Genomic DNA, 17,350 nt, shown 5'->3' with positions numbered 1-17,350 from the left:
TCTTTTTCACACCCAACTTTACCTCTGTTTTGTAGATATTTGATTACATTTGCAATATGCAAAATCTTATTTATGAAGCGAATTTTACTTCTTTTTATTTTATTACATCAATATACTTTTATTTTTTCTCAAAAAATAAATTCAGAAACGATCAATAAATTTTTATTTGAGGATAAAAATGGCCATTTAATACAAGATTTAGAAAAGCAAAAACAATTTTTTAAAATTCGGGAAGAAAAAAAGAAAGCAGAAATTCTGAATTTGAAAAAAATAAATCTGAGTTCAAAAAATGAAAATTTAACTTCAAAAACAGTAGCTATACTTCAAGCAGCAGAAATGTGTACTAATGGAGGTTTTGAACAATATGAAACTGTAAACGAAAATAGTTATCTTAAAAACTTTCTTTACACCATAGGCGATCCTCCTGGCCCAACACAATGTCGATCGATAACCAATACCGCCGATTCCTATATTAATCGCTACAACCCTAATAATATGAATATTATGGCAACTGGTGTTTCTGCAAATTTGGTTGATCCATATATGGGAGATATTAAAGCCTTTGATCAGTATGCACTGAAAATTAATCATGAAAACTCTTCTACTTATGGTTCTATAGTTCAAGGTAAAAGGTATAAAACAAATAATGAAAATTATCTAAAATTCAATTATAAAGCTGTATTACAAAGCGTGTATGACAACAGTCACACTGATAACCAGGCATTTGTAAAAGCAAGGATTTTAGACAAAAATAAAGTAGTTGTAAATGAATTTTGTTTGGTAGGTGATGAAAAAAACTGCATTTTCTCAAAAGTTCCAAGTCAAACTTCTTCTTATGTTACCTTATATACTACTAATTGGCAATCTGGATTTTTAGACATTTCATCAATCCCAAATAATGAAGAATTTACAGTAGAATTTATGGCTTCTAGATGTGGATTGGGGGGACATTTTGGGTATATGTATGTTGATGATATTTGCTTATTGCATTCTGCAGAGAATCTTCAAGGTTCTGTAGAACTTGATCCTTTGAATAAAGTTTGTCCTGGTTTACCTGTTTCAGTATGTGGTACTTATACTATTCCTAATTCAGGAGGAATTTCTGCATCTGTAAAAAAAATTACTTTAAATGTTTACAACAGTAATAACGTTTCTGTTTATAGTACGTCAACAACCTCAAGCCTAGACACAGCAAATAAAAAGTTTTGTTTCACACTAAATGCCGTAGATTTTCCCAATAGTACCAATGCAAACTACAATGTAGGCGTACAAGTAGATTATGATATTTCCGGAACTTCTTGTACGGGTACAACATTTAATTCAGCAATAGATTCTGATGCAAATTCTGGGTGGGATATTTCCTTTTTGAATTGTACTTCGAATTGTAACATTAATGTAACTACTGCAAAACTATCACAATGTGATGCTAATCATGACGGAAATGAAAATTTTGATTTGTCAAAATTAAATTCTTTAGTGGTTTCTTCTACTACAGGCTTAAATTTTAGTTATTTCAAAAATTACAACGACGCAGAGGCCAATCTGAATGCTATTTCCAGTTATACAAGCTACCCTAGTTCAAGTACTTCAATTTATGTCAGAGTGAGTAAAGATGCAACTTGTTACAAAATAATTTCTGCTGATTTAGAGGTAAGAAACCCCACAGCAACTATTTCAGGTATTTTAAATGTTTGCTCAGGAAGCACTGTATTGACTGCATCTTCAGGGGCTTCGTACTTATGGAGCACAGGAGAAACCTCACAAAGTATAACTGTAACTTCATTGGGAGATTATTCAGTTTCTGTTTCTGATTCTTTTGGATGCAACAGTAATGCGCTTGTTACAATTGAACCGAGTCAAACTGCTGTATCTCCTGTCTTACAGATTACACAACCCTCTTGTTTTACTTCCACAGGAACAATAAAAGTAACTTCAGTGGCATCACAATATAGTTTTGACGATGGCGCAACCTGGAGCACAAACAACACAAGGAGTAATTTGTATCCCGGTATCTATTTAGTAAAAATAAAAACCATAAATGGATGTACTTCCTATTCTCAAAGTGTAACTATCACAGCGGCATCAACTTTGTACCCAAATTATACTTATACAAATCCTTTATTTTGCGGAGATACTGGAAGCATCAATATTACAACTCCATCTACATATTATAGTTTTGATGATGGTGCAACTTGGATTAATAATTCTGTTGCCACCAATCTTTTACCCGGAAATTATAAAATTCGCACCAAAGATTTACAAGGTTGCATTTCATCGGCCAACAATGTACTCCTTAGTAGTAATACGCTGGAAACTCCAACTTATACAATAACACAACCCGCTTGTTCTGAAAAAGGAAGTATTACCATTAATACACTTTCAGATTTTTATACTTTTGACGGAGGAAGTACATGGGTTACAAACAACAAAATGAGCAATTTAAATCCCGGAAGCTATTCTTTAGGGATTAAAAACACTTTCGGTTGCACTTCATATTATACATATGTTTATTTAACCGATTTTCAAAATTCCTATCCTCAATATACAACAGAGCAACCTGTTTGCGGAAAAGACGGAAGCATTACAATTACTACAATAGCAGATTCTTATAGTTTTGATAATGGACTTACTTGGACTAGTAATAATGTTAAAGTTTTACCTTTTGGAAACTATCAAATAAAAATTAAAAACAGTGCGGGATGTATAAGTTCTACTAACTATGTTTCTTTATATCAACCCTACTTGAGCCAGCCAACTATTAGTTTCGAACAGCCAACTTGTGGTGTAAACGGAAAAATAACAGTTAACTCATTATCTGATTTTTATAGTTTTGATAATGGTACAACCTGGACAACTCTTAATTCTAAATCATTGCCTCCTGGTAATTATCAAATAATAACAAAAAATAGTATTGGTTGTACCTCTTATCCAAATTATGTTTCTTTAAATAACCCAAATATAGATCCACCTACTTTCACTGTTGTTCAACCTACTTGTACAACTACAGGCAGCATCACCATAAATACAATTGCAGATTTCTATAGTTTTGATGGAGGCTATACTTGGGGAACTTCTTCTTCTTTATCAAACCTTAATTCTTATGGATATTATACCATTGTAATAAAAAACAAATTAGGTTGTATTTCTAACAACATAAGTATTTCTATTAATTCCCCAAAACTTCCTGATCCAGATTATACAATTACCAATCCAAGCTGCGGGAACATTGGCAATATTACATTCAACACCACTGCGGATTATTATACTATAAATAATGGTGCGACCTGGAGTACAAATAATGTTTTTAATAATTTAACACAAGGATATTACTATTTAATGACAAAAAAAGATGGTTGTACTTCCAATATCATCTCTATTTATATGGATAATTCTAATTTGGCACAGCCCAAATACACCATAACACAACCAACGTGCGGAACAGCAGGCAGTATTAAAATCAATACTATTGCTGATTTTTATAGCATAGACGGGATTAGTTGGGGAACAAATCCAGTTTTTTTGAATCTTTCGCCGGGATATTATTACCCAAAAATTAAAAACAGCCAAGGTTGTGTTTCTAACTATAACTCGGTATATCTTCAAACTTTTTATCTCCCTGTCCCAACTTTTAAAACAACACAACCCACTTGTGGAAACGGAGGAAGCATAACCTTTACTTCAACAGAAGCACAATACAGCATAGATGGCGGCAAAACTTGGAGTACCAATTCAGTATTTACCAATCTAAATGCTGGATATTATACTTTAATGATTAAAAACACTTCTGGATGTACCTCTAATCCTTATGGTACTTCTGCTACCATAAATCAATATTACTTACCATATCCTGATTTTACAGTAATTCAACCAAGTTGTGGTGTCAATGGAAGCATTACTATTGCCACAGTTGCGGCTTCTTATAGCTTTGACAATGGTAATACTTGGACAACAAACCCAATTCTTTCCGGACTTACATCTGGCTATTATAATATAATAATAAAAAATGCAACTGGCTGTATATCTAGAAGTTTATCAATATCTATTAATCCATATTATCTTCCCAATCCAAATGTAAAAGTGATACAACCCAGTTGTGGAAATGGAGGAAGCATCACCATTACAACCCCTGCTGACAGCTATAGTTTTGATGGAGGTACCACTTGGACTACTAATCCCATTTTACTAAATCCTACATCTGCATCTTATACTGTCCTCATCAAAAATGCAATAGGTTGTAAATCAAATTCACAATATTTTTATATAAATAAATATTACTTACCCTCACCTAATATAACTTCCATACAACCTACTTGTAGTACACCTTCAGGAACTATAATAATAAATTCTACGGCAGACCAATATAGCTTTGATGGAGGAACAACTTGGACTACAAATGCTATAAAGAAAAACTTAGTTTCTGGCTCCTATAATGTATTAATAAAAAACAAATCAGGTTGTATCTCATACAATAGCTATGCTTATATTAATAATCCTCCTGCAATTCCTGCAGCGCCTGCTGTACAGATAGTTCAACCTTCTTCTTGCGGAGCTACTGACGGTAGTATAACCATAACTACACCAGCCATAAGTTATAGCTTTAATGATGGAAACAGCTGGACAACAAACCCAATAAAAATAAATGTAGGAGAGGGTACTTACATTGTTAAAATCAAAACCAATTCCTATAATTGCGAGTCCTTAACAACAGTTGTCAATTTGAGTTCCGGTAGTACAATTGCCGCTCCAACTTTTACAACAACCCAACCCAACTGTAGCTCATCAAAAGGCTCTATCTCTATCACAACAAATGCTGCAACTTATAGTTATGACAATGGATTAACCTATGTTTTTTCTAACACTAAAACAGATCTTCTCCCTGGAACTTATTTCGTTAAAATTAAAAATTCATCGGGTTGTGTTTCTGATGCTGCTTCAGTCACTATTTCACCAGTATCCCCACTTCCGGTTCCCGTCTATAAAGCAATTCAGCCAAATTGTACCAATTTTACAGGATCAATTTCTATTGAGACAGTAGCCGATCTTTACAGTTTTGATAACGGACTCACATTTGGAACATCCAATACAAAATTTAATTTATCGCCGGGAACTTATAATTTAATGATTAAAAATAATTCAGGTTGTATTTCTCTGAGTACTCCAGTAACTATAGACGCAGCACCTACAATTCCTGAAGTTCCACAGGTTGTTATAACAGACCCGATAGGCTGTAACTCAGCTAAAGGCAGCATTATGGTTTCAACGGTTGCTAATCTATATAGTTTTGATGACGGCACTACTTGGAGTGCCAACAATACTGCTAGCTTATCACCCGGAAATTATTTAATTAGAATAAAATACACCAACGGATGTCCCTCTGTTGCATATAAAGCAATAATTAATACCCCTTCAGATGCTCCTTCAACTCCAACGTTAAGTGTTACGCATCCTATTAGCTGCAGTAATCCGTTTGGTTCAATTTTAATTACAAGTACGGCTTATCAATATAGTTTTGACAATGGTGCAAATTATTCAACCAATCCAAATTCTGGTAATTTAATTCCCGGAACCTATCTGGTTCGTGTCAAAAACAGTAGTGGTTGCGAATCGGCGCCAGTACTTATAACCATTAATGCACCAACAGATTATCCTGGCAATCCTACATTCACAACTATTCAGCCTGATTGTAATAATTCTAAAGGCACTATTGTAATAACCAGCACTGCATCAGCATATAGTTTTGACAATGGTATTAGTTGGACTACAAATACAACGCAATCAAATCTTGATCCAAAAACCTATTTTATTAAAGTAAAAAACAGTAATGGTTGTGTTTCAAATGCGACTACAGTTACCCTGATTCCTTTTACAAATTTTACTCAAAAACCAACTGCGACAACTCCACAAACTTTCTGCATACAGCAAAATGCGACTTTAAATTCAATTAGTATAACAGGACAAAATATAAAATGGTACGATTCATTAATTGCCGGGAATCTTTTAACAAACATAACTCCACTTCAAAACGGCATCACGTATTATGCTTCGCAAACTATCAATAGTTGTGAAAGTGAAAGAATTCCGGTAACAATTAACATTCAAAATACATTAACGCCAACGGGCAATGCAAATCAGCAATTTTGCACTGCACAAAACCCAACAATTTCAAATATCGTTGTTACAGGAAGTTCAATAAAATGGTATAATGCTATAAACAATGGTACTTTATTAACCGAAACAACTAATTTACAAAACGATAAAACCTATTATGCTTCGCAAACTGTAAATAATTGCGAAAGCGAAAGATTAGGAATTCATGTTTCTATTGTTAATACACCTACGGCTCCAATAGCAACTCCAACACAATCATTCTGTACAAAGGAAAACGCAACTTTAGAGGATATTCAAATTTCAGGACAAAACATAAAGTGGTACGACTCCAATTTTTCTGCAGCTAGCTTACCAAACACAACTCTACTAGAAGACAATAAAACCTATTACGCTTCACAAACCATCGGCTGTGAAAGTAACAGAACTCCTATTTCAATTCGAATTTATAATACTCCATTACCAATAGCAAATAAAAATCAACAATTTTGTATTGACGAAAATGCGACTATTGCAAATATTAGTATTTTGGGTTCAAATATCAAATGGTATGATGAACCTGCTAATGGAAACATTTTAACAGAAACAACTTTATTACTGGATGGTAAAATCTATTATGCTACACAAACTCTTAATAATTGTGAAAGTGACAGATTAGCTGTTACTATGAAAATTCAGGATACACAAACTCCACTTGCCAATTCACCACAAACTTTTTGCATTCAAAAAAATGCTAAAATTAAAGACATTGTTATTTCCGGTCAAAATATTAATTGGTATGAAGATCTTTCATCTTCCATAACTTTATCAGATTTAGCTTTACTTAAAAACGGAATTACTTATTATGCAACACAAAACTTAAACAATTGCGAAAGTGAACGAATTCCTATTGCAATAATAATTCAGGAAGCCACCGCTGTAGATTGCATTAATTTTGAAGAAGAGCTTCCTTTTCCTAAATTCTTTACTCCAAACAATGATGGTTATAATGATAGCTGGACAATTGATTTTGCTTATTTAAAACCTAATACTGGAATAAAAATATTTGACCGATATGGAAAATTCATAAAAGAATTAAGAACCAATTCTTCTTGGGATGGAACTTATCTTGGTAATCAAGAACCTGCATCAGATTATTGGTTTATAGTTATCCGGCTTAATGGTACAGAATTTAGAGGACACTTTTCTTTAAAGCGATAAACTAAAGGTCTTCCGGGAAAATTTCAGAAGACCTTTTTATATTTTATATTTTGTTTAAAACTTATGTTCGTCTTTGCTAATTACCAACAAGGAAACTAGTGAGATACAAGCTGCAACAGTAAGATACATTCCTACCGAAGCTATTCCATAGAGATCCGACAATTTAATTGCAACCATAGGCGCAAAAGCAGCACCTAAAATCCCAGCCATGTTAAAAGTCAAGGAAGCTCCTGTATAACGAACTGTCGTCGGGAATAATTCAGATAAAAAAGTTCCTAACGGACCATAAATGAATCCCATTAAAGACATCCCTAAACACACAAAAACAGTTACTAATACGATATTGTTTGTCGTTAAAAAGAAGGAGAAGAAAAAACCAAAAACAGCTATGGCAATAGTGGTATAAATCAACATTTTTCTTCTTCCAATTTTATCGGCTGCCAAGGCTGAAATCGGAATAAAAATAGCAAAAAACAACACTGAGAATAGCTGAATTAAAAGTGCTTCCCTATTGGAAAATCCTAAACCTTTAGTATTCCAGTTCAACATAAAAACGGTCATCAAATAAAACACTAAGAAAGTAGTAATCGCCGCCAAAGTACCAAAAATCAACTGGTTTTTATACGATTTAAAAACAGTTACAAAAGGAACTTTTACTTCTTTTTGTTCTTCTTTTGAATTCTCAAAAGCTGGGGTTTCCGAAATTTTCAATCGGATATAAAAACCAATAAGTACCAAAAGTGAACTCGCAATAAAGGGAATTCTCCATCCATAATCCATAAAAGCTTCAGAACTCATGGAATCCGTTAACAAGAGAAAAGTTCCTCCCGAAAGCAACAAACCTATTGGTGCTCCTAATTGTGGAAACATTCCATACCAGGCGCGTTTGTGTGGTGGTGCATTTTCAATTGCCAATAAAACAGCTCCTCCCCATTCGCCTCCTAAACCAACACCCTGACCAAATCGGCACAACATCAATAATATGGGAGCTAAAACACCAATACTGGCATAACTGGGTAAAAAACCAATACTTATTGTAGAAATTCCCATGGTTAATAAAGCAACTACCAAAGTTACTTTCCTCCCTATCTTATCTCCATAATGACCAAAAACCGCCGAACCTAAAGGTCTGGCAAGAAAAGCAATTGAAAAAGTAGCCAGAGATTCTAAAGTAGAAGTCGTACTATCGGCTCCGGGGAAAAATAATTGTGGAAATACCAACACCGCTGCATTGGCATAAATATAAAAATCGAAAAACTCTATGGTGGTTCCAATCAAACTACCAAAAAGTACGTGTTTTAAAGAATTTATTTTAACTGACTGTTCTTTCATCATCAAGAAATTAGGATTGAAAATCCTGCAAAAGTCCTCCTTATTTTTGAAAGCTACAAATATTTAGTTCCAATATTTTTTGGTAATTTTACTCAAAAGAAATTCAAACATGCCCAACGACTGTATCAGCTATCAAAAATCAGGATATTTCTCTCCTTTGATGAATGATTATTTAGACCAAAATCCAAAACTACAATCCTTATATAATCGGTTTCCAACTATTGAAAATTTCGAAGCCCAAATAATCGAAAAACAAAGTAATTTCAATAACAATCACAGAAACAGCCTGGTTGCTGTTTTGCAAAAACAATATGCCGGAATTGAAATTTCGCATTTAACCGAGCAAAATATTGAGTCTTTAAAAGTCAACAATACTTTTACAGTAACCACGGGGCACCAATTAAATCTATTTTCCGGTCCTTTATATTTTCTATACAAAATTATCTCAACCATTAATTTAACAACCGAATTAAAAGTAAAATATCCGGCTTATAATTTTGTACCCGTTTATTGGATGGCGACTGAAGACCATGATTTTGAAGAAATTAATTACTTTAATTTCAAAGGACGAAAATTCCGTTGGAATAAAGACAGTACAGGCCCTGTAGGCCGACTTTCAACAGAAGGTTTAGCCGATTTTTTCGAAATATTCGAACAGGAATTAGGTCACAGTACTAATGCCGAAACGCTAAAAAAACTGTTTCAGGATGCTTATTTAAAACATAATAATCTTGCCGATGCCACACGTTATTTGGCTAATACATTATTTGGAACACATGGTTTAGTCATTATTGATGCCGATGATGCCGATTTGAAAAGAAACTTCATTCCTTATATCAAAGAAGAATTAGTACAGCAAACAGCGCACAAAAAAGTACTGGAAACAACACAAAAACTGAAGGAATACGATGTTCAGGTAAATCCGCGTGAAATTAATTTATTTTATATCGAAAACAACTTTCGAGAGCGAATTATTTTTGAAAACGATAAATTAAAAGTAAACAATACTAAAATTGAATTTTCTGAAAGCGAGATTCTGACATTACTCGACAGCAATCCTGAAAAATTTAGCCCGAATGTAATTATGCGTCCGCTATATCAGGAAGTAATCCTTCCGAATCTTTGTTACATTGGCGGAGGCGGGGAAATTGCTTATTGGCTGGAATTAAAATCTTTTTTCGACGCGGTAAAAGTTAGTTTCCCAATACTTTTGGTTCGTAATTCAGTTCTTTTAGCTACCGAAAAACAAATTAAAAAAGCCGACAAATTAAATCTAAGCTGGAATGACTTATTCTCAAAGCAAAATGATTTAATCAAGGAAAAAACAAAAATTTTATCGGAATTTGATGTTGATTTGACTTTGTTAAAAGAACAATTGAAAACACAATTTAACATCCTGAACGAAATTACCACAAAAACAGATCCTTCATTTGCCGGGGCAGTAAAGGCCCAGGAAGTAAAACAAATCAAAGGTCTTGAAAATCTGGAAAAACGTTTACTTAAAGCCGAAAAAATAAAACTAAAAGACACTTTAAATCGTATCACTGATTTACAAAACGAATTATTTCCTAATCAGAGTTTACAGGAACGACAAGCTAATTTTTCTGAATTCTACCTAGAAAGTGGTGAACATTTGATTAACAAACTAATCGAACGTCTTAATCCTCTGGATCAGCAATTTGATATCATTGAATTGTAAAATGTAACAAAAGAAGCGAGATTTATGACGTATTTAATGCGTAATCGCAGTCTTTTTGAGGCAAAAAAAGTTACTTTTATAAAAAAAGAAATTTAAAATGACAACTAACAGAACTTTTACGATGATTAAACCCGATGCTGTCGCTAACGGACACATTGGAAACATACTTGCAATGATTACTAACGCAGGATTTAAAATTGTATCACTAAAATTAACCCAACTTACAGTAGCTGATGCCAAAGCTTTTTATGCTGTTCACGCGGAAAGACCTTTCTATAGAGATTTGGTAGCATTCATGTCCAGCGGTCCTATTGTTGCAGCCATATTAGAAAAAGAAAATGCTGTTTTAGATTTCAGAACGCTTATAGGTGCTACCAATCCTGCTGATGCTGCCGAAGGAACTATCCGTAAATTATACGCCACTTCAATGGGAGAAAATGCAGTTCACGGTTCTGACAGCGATGAAAATGCAGCTATAGAAAGTGCTTTTCATTTTTCAGGAAGAGAGCAATTTTAGTATTCAGTGTTCAGGATTTTAGTGTTCAGTCACAGTTGAAAGCCGCAGATAAAAAAGAAATCCCGTCTTGTTTTTTAGAGCAAGACGGGATTTTTATTTGAATAACTGATTACTAAAAATCTGAACACTGACCACTACCTAAGAACCACATCCTTTACTACATCACGACGCAATTCTTCGTTAATCATCTTTATAATCTTAGATTTTCCATGGCTCAACTCTTCTCTTAATACCGATGAAGTTAATTCCACATACAAAGTACTGCCTTTTAGAACCACATTTCGGGTATAACTGTTTACTCCGTTACCCATTAAATTTTGCCAGGCCTCTTTAACATTTATTCCATCCATTCCTGACTGCAATTTATTTGCCTGAATAATTTGCTTCAAAACATCCCCTACGGTACTTTCGTTATTTAGTCTTTTCGCCATCTTCCAGTAAATTTATTGGTCCTGCTTTTTTATATTGGTACTCTTTATTCTGATCGTTTCTAATCAGCATTTCATCATCCGAAATACTTACTAATTCCTCACTCCATTTAGCATAAGGAGTTGAATAATCCAGATAAACATGGTCATCCGCAAATCGTACTTTTACTTTTTCATAATCGTCATTAAACAAAAAAGTCCCGTTAAATTGCGGTCTCACTTTTCTGCGAATTCCATTATTTCCGTTCATTTTAAAGAAATCAAAATTCTCATTCATTTTGTATTCCTTGTCATCGCCTTCTTTAAAACTTACCTTCTCAATTTCCCAATAACCATTTAATTTATTAATATCTTCGGGAGTAATTTTTTGTTGACAGGAAGCTAAAAACAAACAAACAAAAAGAATTTTTAAAGCATTTTTCATCATAAATAGTATTATTTGGAGCATTTTCCTGCTATCCGCTATATCTGTCGTGCCAAACCCTGGCACAACAGGATGCCGCTTCTATCAGGGCTAGGAATTCGTAGCAAAAATACATTTTGTTTCCCGAATAAAGTTATCATTATTTAAAATTAACTTAGCTAAAAAACGAAACCCACTTAAACTATTTTATATATTTTTGGTCTTAAAGTAATTATAACTTCAACCTCCAAATCATGTCTAAAATAATCTTATCTCTCCTAAGTCTTTTATTGTTTGTAAATTGCAGTTCGGAATCTAATTCAGACTCAACAACTGCGGAAAACATGTATTTCCCACCTAAAAGTGGAACAAATTGGGAAACAAAATCCATTAATGATTTAGGCTGGAAACAGGAAGCAGTCCAACCTTTATTAGATTATTTAGAGCTCAAACATTCTAAATCGTTTATGATTTTAGTGAACGGACGCATTGTTATGGAAAATTATTTTAACGGACATTCAGCCACTACAAATTGGTATTGGGCTAGTGCCGGAAAAACCCTGACTTCAACCCTTACCGGAATTGCAGAACAGGAAGGTTTTATCAATATCAACAATAAAGTTTCCGACTATATTGGAACAGCATGGACAGCTGAAACCTTAGCTCAAGAAAATCTAATTACTTGCAAACATTTACTGACCATGACTTCCGGAATTGAAGATATTGCTAATGGCGACGATGTTTCCCCTTCAAAACTAACCTATAAAGCCGATGCAGGAACACGTTGGGCTTACCATAATGTGTATGTAAAATTACAGGATGTCATTGCTCAGGCTACAGGGCAAAGCTGGAGTAATTATTTCAATTCAAGATTAAGAGACAAAATTGGAATGAATGGTGTTTGGTTAACTTTAGACAACAATATTGTTTATTATAGCACTACCAGAAGTATGGCTCGTTTTGGTTTATTGATGCTCAACAAAGGAAAATGGGAAAACAGCGCCATTTTAAATGAAACCTACTTCAATTCAGCGACTACAACTTCGCAGAATATTAATCTTTCCTATGGCTATTTATGGTGGCTGAACGGAAAAAGCAGTTACCATCTACCTCAAAGTCAAATCCAATTTTCAGGAAGTATCATTCCAAATGGACCAAAAGATATGTTTATGGCATTAGGTAAAAACGACCAAAAGATCTATGTTATTCCAAGTAAAAAAATGGTAGTAATCAGAATGGGAGACGCAGCTGATAATATCAATCTGGCTTTATCTGACTTTGATAATACTTTATGGCAAAAAATAAATGCTTTGTACCAGTAAAATTAAGGCTTGTTTTGGATTCTATTTTTAAATCCTAAAATACAAAGTATAATTCCTATTACTAATAAAATAAAATAAAAAGTACGGTATTGATCTCTGATAAGATTAGCAAGCGCAAAACACGCTACACTAATCATATATAAATAAATTGGAGTTATATTTTTCATGCTTTTATTTAAAGAAACTATCTACAAATTCAAACTTATTGAAGACTTGTAAATCTTCAATTCCTTCTCCAACACCAATGTATTTTACAGGAATTTGGAATTGGTCTGAAATACCAATAACAACACCACCTTTGGCAGTTCCGTCTAATTTTGTTACCGCTAATGAAGTAACTTCGGTAGCAGCTGTAAATTGTTTGGCTTGTTCAAAAGCATTCTGACCTGTGGAACCATCAAGAACTAACAATACATCATGTGGCGCATCAGCAACCACTTTTTGCATGACACGTTTTACTTTAGACAATTCGTTCATCAAATTGATTTTGTTGTGCAAACGTCCGGCAGTATCAATAATTACAATATCAGCATCCTGAGCCACCGCAGATTGCAGGGTATCAAAAGCCACAGAAGCAGGGTCAGACCCCATATTTTGTCTTACAATCGGAACGTCTACCCTGTCAGCCCAAATTTGTAATTGGTCAATTGCAGCTGCCCTAAAAGTATCTGCAGCACCAAGAACCACTTTGTAACCTTGTTTTTTAAACTGATAAGCCAGTTTCCCGATAGTAGTTGTTTTCCCAACTCCGTTAACCCCTACAACCATTAAAACATAAGGTTTAGTAGTAACCGGAATTACAAATTCGGTTGCTTCACCAGTATTGGTTTCTGATAACAACGAAGCAATTTCTTCCTGAAGAATTTGGTTCAACTCCGAAGTACCTAAATATTTATCTTCAGAAACACGTTTTTCTATACGAGTGATAATTTTTAAAGTTGTATCTACACCTACATCAGAAGAAACCAGAATCTCTTCCAGATTATCCAAAACATCATCATCAACTTTAGATTTACCTACAATTGCCTTACTTAACTTCGAAAAGAAAGTAGTTTTTGTTTTTTCGAGACCTTTGTCTAAGGTTTCCTTTTTTTCTGAAGAAAATATTCTTTTAAAAAAACTCATCGTATATACGGTATTAAAAAATAGAGGATTAGCAAACAGACACTAATACCACTTTCAAAAAGTAAATATAGAAAATAAAAAAGCTACTTCCTGAGGAAAGTAGCTTTTCTATATATGCTTTTATGAATTATTTCTTTTTCAAGAATTCATCAACTAATTCAGGAGCAACAATCGTTTCCACGAAAGTATATGCACCAGTTTTTGGAGATTTTACCATTTTGATGGCTTTTGACAATCTCTTAGAAGCTGTTTGTAACGATGCTACGGTTTTCTTTGCCATGATTCAAATGTTATTTGAAGTTTTTCGTGAATCCCGAATGGGTAAACCATTGGAGACTTACAAAAATCTCTAATTATTACTTAATTTCTTTGTGAACAGTTACTCTCTTCAATACAGGGTTGAATTTTTTAATTTCCAATCTGTCCGGAGTATTTTTTTTGTTCTTAGTTGTTATGTATCTTGAAGTACCAGCAACACCTGAAGCTTTGTGTTCAGTACATTCTAAAATTACTTGGATTCTATTACCTTTCTTTGCCATCTTGCTATATATTTATTATAGGAATAAAGAATTATTTAATAAATCCTTCTGACTGTGCTTTTTTCAAAACAGCGTCAATTCCATTTTTATTAATTGTTTTTATCGTAGATGCTGCTACTCTAAGAGTAATCCATCTATCTTCTTCTGGAAGATAAAAACGCTTTTTAACTAAGTTCACAGAAAACTTTCTCTTAGTTTTGTTCATAGCGTGAGAAACGTTATTTCCTACCATCGCTCTTTTACCTGTAAGGTCACAAACTCTTGACATTATATTTATCTTTTATATCGTTATTCAAAATCAGGGTGCAAAGAAAAGAAAAATAAACGGTTCAAACAAAAAAATTATAAGACATTTTTAAAAATTTCTTTCTTAAGTATTTCTAAACTCTTAACCAAGGCTCTATCTATCACTTTTTCACGTGGTTGACCAAAATTAAACTCTTCCACAATTACCTCATTTGGAGTCGCTAAAGCTATAAAAACACTTCCTAATTCAGCATTTTCAACTCCTTTTGTTGGTCCTGCATTTCCGGTTGTAGCAATAGCATAATCAGTATTCATCAGCTTCTGAACATTTGAAGCCATTTCTTTAGCAACCTGAGCACTAACCACCGAAAATTCTTCTATTGATTTTTCAGAAACCCCCAATACATTTATCTTAGCTTCAGTAGCATAAGAAACCACACTCCCTTTAAAATAATTAGAAGCTCCCGCCACTGCAGACAAACGCGCCGCAATTATCCCTCCTGTACAACTCTCTGCTGTAGCAATGGTTTTTTGTTGTTTTGTTAGCATTTTCCCCACTAAAACTTCTATCGTTTCATCCTCATCAAAACCGACAATAATATCATTAATAATAGCATTTAAAGATACCACATATGATTCCAAAGCATTTTCCAATACCTCTTTATTTGTTCCTCTCGCCGAAAGTCGTAAACGAACACTTCCCGGAGCAGGCAAATAAGCCAACTTAATAAATTCCGGCAGACTATTTTCCCAGTCTTCAATTCGTTCCGCCACCATACTCTCCCCTTGTCCATAAGTAAGTATTGTTTTATGAATAATATAAGGACGGTCGTATTCTTTGACTACTTTTGGAATTATTTCATTTTCCACCAAATATTTCATTTCAAAAGGCACTCCCGGCAACGAAACAAAGACTGTATTCTCCTTTTTCATCCACATCCCCGGAGCTGTCCCCACCTGATTATGCAACACGGTACATCGCGATGGAACCAATGCCTGATCTTTATTAATTTGCGTAATAGTACGTTTATAAAAACCTTCTATCAATTGCGTAACATGTTTTAAAACCGCCTGATCTACAACCAATTCATCTTCAAAATAATCACAAAAAGTTTTTTTGGTTACATCATCTTTTGTTGGTCCTAGTCCTCCCGTGATAATTACTAAATCTACTTTGTTTTGTAATTTTGCAAAAGTATCCAGAATATGTTGTTTATCATCACTAATAGAGATCATCTCATTAATTTCTACTCCTATTTTGTCAAGGGACTTTGCAATAAAACCTGAATTGGTATCTATAATCTGACCTATTAAAATTTCATCTCCAATGGTAACAATGGTTGCTTTCATTTAGTAATCTGATAATTTGAGTTGCTTTATAAAATAAAATCAACATCCAAAAAATTGAATGTTGATTCTTATGTGTTTTTTATTCGAATAAAATTAAGACTTATTTACAAATCAAAGTCTTTCTTAATTTCTTTAATTGCTTCTTTTACCTGTGATTTTATGCTATCAAAAGTATGTTCAATATCTTTTCTCTTTCCTTCTTCTTTAGTCCAGGCTTCCACCTGAAGAATTTCCTCAAAAGCTACCGTCATACCCAACAAGTCCAATGTTGGCTTAATTTTATGCGCATAAGCATACGCATGTTTGTGGTCTTTTTTCTTAATCCCTTCTTTAATTTGCGCCAAATCTTCCGGCACATCATTTACAAACAAGGTTAAAATTTCGTTTACAAACTCCTGATCGTTATCTGAGATTGCATATACTTTTGCTAAGTTATAATTTAAAGCCATTATTTTATTTGTATTCTAAATAGTTTTTGTCCTTCTAAATATCCTTCTAAAACATCGTTCGGATTTACCTTTGCAACTCCTTTTGGTGTTCCTGTAAAAATAATATCCCCAATTTTCAAAGTAAAATATTGAGAAACATAAGCAATCAGCTCATCTATTTTCCACAACATCATATTTACATTACCTTCCTGAACGGTTTGATTATTATTTTTCAATTCAAAAGTAAGATTTTCTAACGAACTAAACTGCTCTTTCTTTAAAAAATCACCAATCACCGCCGAACCATCAAAAGCTTTTGCTTTTTCCCAAGGCAAACCTTTCTCTTTTAACTTAGTTTGCAAATCACGGGCGGTAAAGTCAATCCCTACACTTATTTCGTCATAATATTTATGAGCAAATTTAGGCTCGATATACTTCCCTACCTTATTAATCTTAACAATAACCTCAACTTCATGTTGAATATCCTCTGAAAATTCAGGAATAACAAAAGGATGTTGTTTTAACAATATCGAAGAATCCGGTTTGATAAATATCACCAGCTCTGCAGGGCGTTCATTTTGTAATTCTTCTATATGGTCAGCATAATTTCGACCAATACAAATTATTTTCATTCTTTTTAAGTTGCTAAGTTGCTA

At 33.6% G+C, this 17,350-nt stretch carries 14 protein-coding genes; 4 read left to right on the top strand and 10 right to left on the bottom strand.

The features are described from left to right. Positions 1 to 72 precede the first annotated feature (72 nt). Positions 73 to 7,305, top strand: a complete 7,233-nt coding sequence (locus tag BLR17_RS15815; protein ID WP_066324647.1) for a T9SS type B sorting domain-containing protein — start codon at positions 73 to 75, stop codon at positions 7,303 to 7,305. Positions 7,306 to 7,359: 54 nt separating this feature from the next. Here BLR17_RS15815 and BLR17_RS15810 read toward each other — a convergent pair whose 3' ends face one another. Further along, positions 7,360 to 8,640, bottom strand: coding sequence for an MFS transporter (locus tag BLR17_RS15810; protein WP_245683156.1), 1,281 nt, complete (start codon positions 8,638 to 8,640; stop codon positions 7,360 to 7,362). 106 nt (positions 8,641 to 8,746) lie between these two features. On the opposite strand from BLR17_RS15810, the gene bshC reads away from it, so the two are divergent. Then, the gene (bshC, locus tag BLR17_RS15805; RefSeq protein WP_066324645.1) at positions 8,747 to 10,336 is read left to right on the top strand and encodes a bacillithiol biosynthesis cysteine-adding enzyme BshC; all 1,590 of its coding nucleotides are present in this window, start codon (positions 8,747 to 8,749) and stop codon (positions 10,334 to 10,336) included. Between the two features lie 97 nt (positions 10,337 to 10,433). Then, positions 10,434 to 10,853, top strand: a complete 420-nt coding sequence (locus tag BLR17_RS15800; RefSeq protein WP_066324644.1) for a nucleoside-diphosphate kinase — start codon at positions 10,434 to 10,436, stop codon at positions 10,851 to 10,853. A 134-nt stretch (positions 10,854 to 10,987) separates the two neighbouring features. Here BLR17_RS15800 and BLR17_RS15795 read toward each other — a convergent pair whose 3' ends face one another. Beyond that, on the bottom strand, positions 10,988 to 11,284 hold the full coding sequence (locus tag BLR17_RS15795; protein WP_066324642.1) for a DciA family protein: 297 nt from the start codon (positions 11,282 to 11,284) through the stop codon (positions 10,988 to 10,990). Further along, positions 11,265 to 11,708: a hypothetical protein gene (locus BLR17_RS15790; protein WP_245683155.1), complete on the bottom strand. Its 444-nt coding sequence runs from the start codon at positions 11,706 to 11,708 to the stop codon at positions 11,265 to 11,267. The genes BLR17_RS15795 and BLR17_RS15790 overlap by 20 nt, the downstream gene beginning before the upstream one ends. Before the next feature lie 230 nt (positions 11,709 to 11,938). Here BLR17_RS15790 and BLR17_RS15785 point away from each other — a divergent pair, with 230 nt between their 5' ends. Then, positions 11,939 to 13,006, top strand: coding sequence for a serine hydrolase domain-containing protein (locus BLR17_RS15785; protein ID WP_066324638.1), 1,068 nt, complete (start codon positions 11,939 to 11,941; stop codon positions 13,004 to 13,006). Between the two features lie 171 nt (positions 13,007 to 13,177). Here BLR17_RS15785 and ftsY read toward each other — a convergent pair whose 3' ends face one another. From ftsY to BLR17_RS15750, 7 genes are all read right to left on the bottom strand, one after another. After that, positions 13,178 to 14,131: a signal recognition particle-docking protein FtsY gene (gene ftsY, locus BLR17_RS15780; RefSeq protein WP_066324635.1), complete on the bottom strand. Its 954-nt coding sequence runs from the start codon at positions 14,129 to 14,131 to the stop codon at positions 13,178 to 13,180. 127 nt (positions 14,132 to 14,258) lie between these two features. After that, positions 14,259 to 14,411, bottom strand: coding sequence for a DUF4295 domain-containing protein (locus BLR17_RS15775; RefSeq protein WP_074517211.1), 153 nt, complete (start codon positions 14,409 to 14,411; stop codon positions 14,259 to 14,261). A 76-nt stretch (positions 14,412 to 14,487) separates the two neighbouring features. Further along, complete coding sequence (gene rpmG / locus BLR17_RS15770) at positions 14,488 to 14,670, bottom strand: 50S ribosomal protein L33 (RefSeq protein ID WP_011963553.1); 183 nt, start codon at positions 14,668 to 14,670, stop codon at positions 14,488 to 14,490. Positions 14,671 to 14,701: 31 nt separating this feature from the next. Then, entirely contained in the window at positions 14,702 to 14,938 is a 237-nt protein-coding gene (rpmB, locus tag BLR17_RS15765; RefSeq protein WP_026714105.1) for a 50S ribosomal protein L28, read from the bottom strand. 74 nt (positions 14,939 to 15,012) lie between these two features. Beyond that, positions 15,013 to 16,266, bottom strand: a complete 1,254-nt coding sequence (locus BLR17_RS15760; RefSeq protein ID WP_066324631.1) for a competence/damage-inducible protein A — start codon at positions 16,264 to 16,266, stop codon at positions 15,013 to 15,015. Positions 16,267 to 16,370: 104 nt separating this feature from the next. Next, complete coding sequence (locus tag BLR17_RS15755) at positions 16,371 to 16,715, bottom strand: Hpt domain-containing protein (RefSeq protein ID WP_066324629.1); 345 nt, start codon at positions 16,713 to 16,715, stop codon at positions 16,371 to 16,373. Then, positions 16,715 to 17,326 (bottom strand): fumarylacetoacetate hydrolase family protein, encoded by a 612-nt coding sequence (locus tag BLR17_RS15750; protein WP_066324627.1) that lies wholly within the window; start codon positions 17,324 to 17,326, stop codon positions 16,715 to 16,717. Before BLR17_RS15750 ends, BLR17_RS15755 begins: the two co-directional genes overlap by 1 nt. Positions 17,327 to 17,350 lie beyond the last annotated feature (24 nt).

Source organism: Flavobacterium glycines (assembly GCF_900100165.1).
Classification (GTDB): domain Bacteria; phylum Bacteroidota; class Bacteroidia; order Flavobacteriales; family Flavobacteriaceae; genus Flavobacterium; species Flavobacterium glycines.
This window is presented reverse-complemented; position numbering and strand designations above follow the sequence as displayed.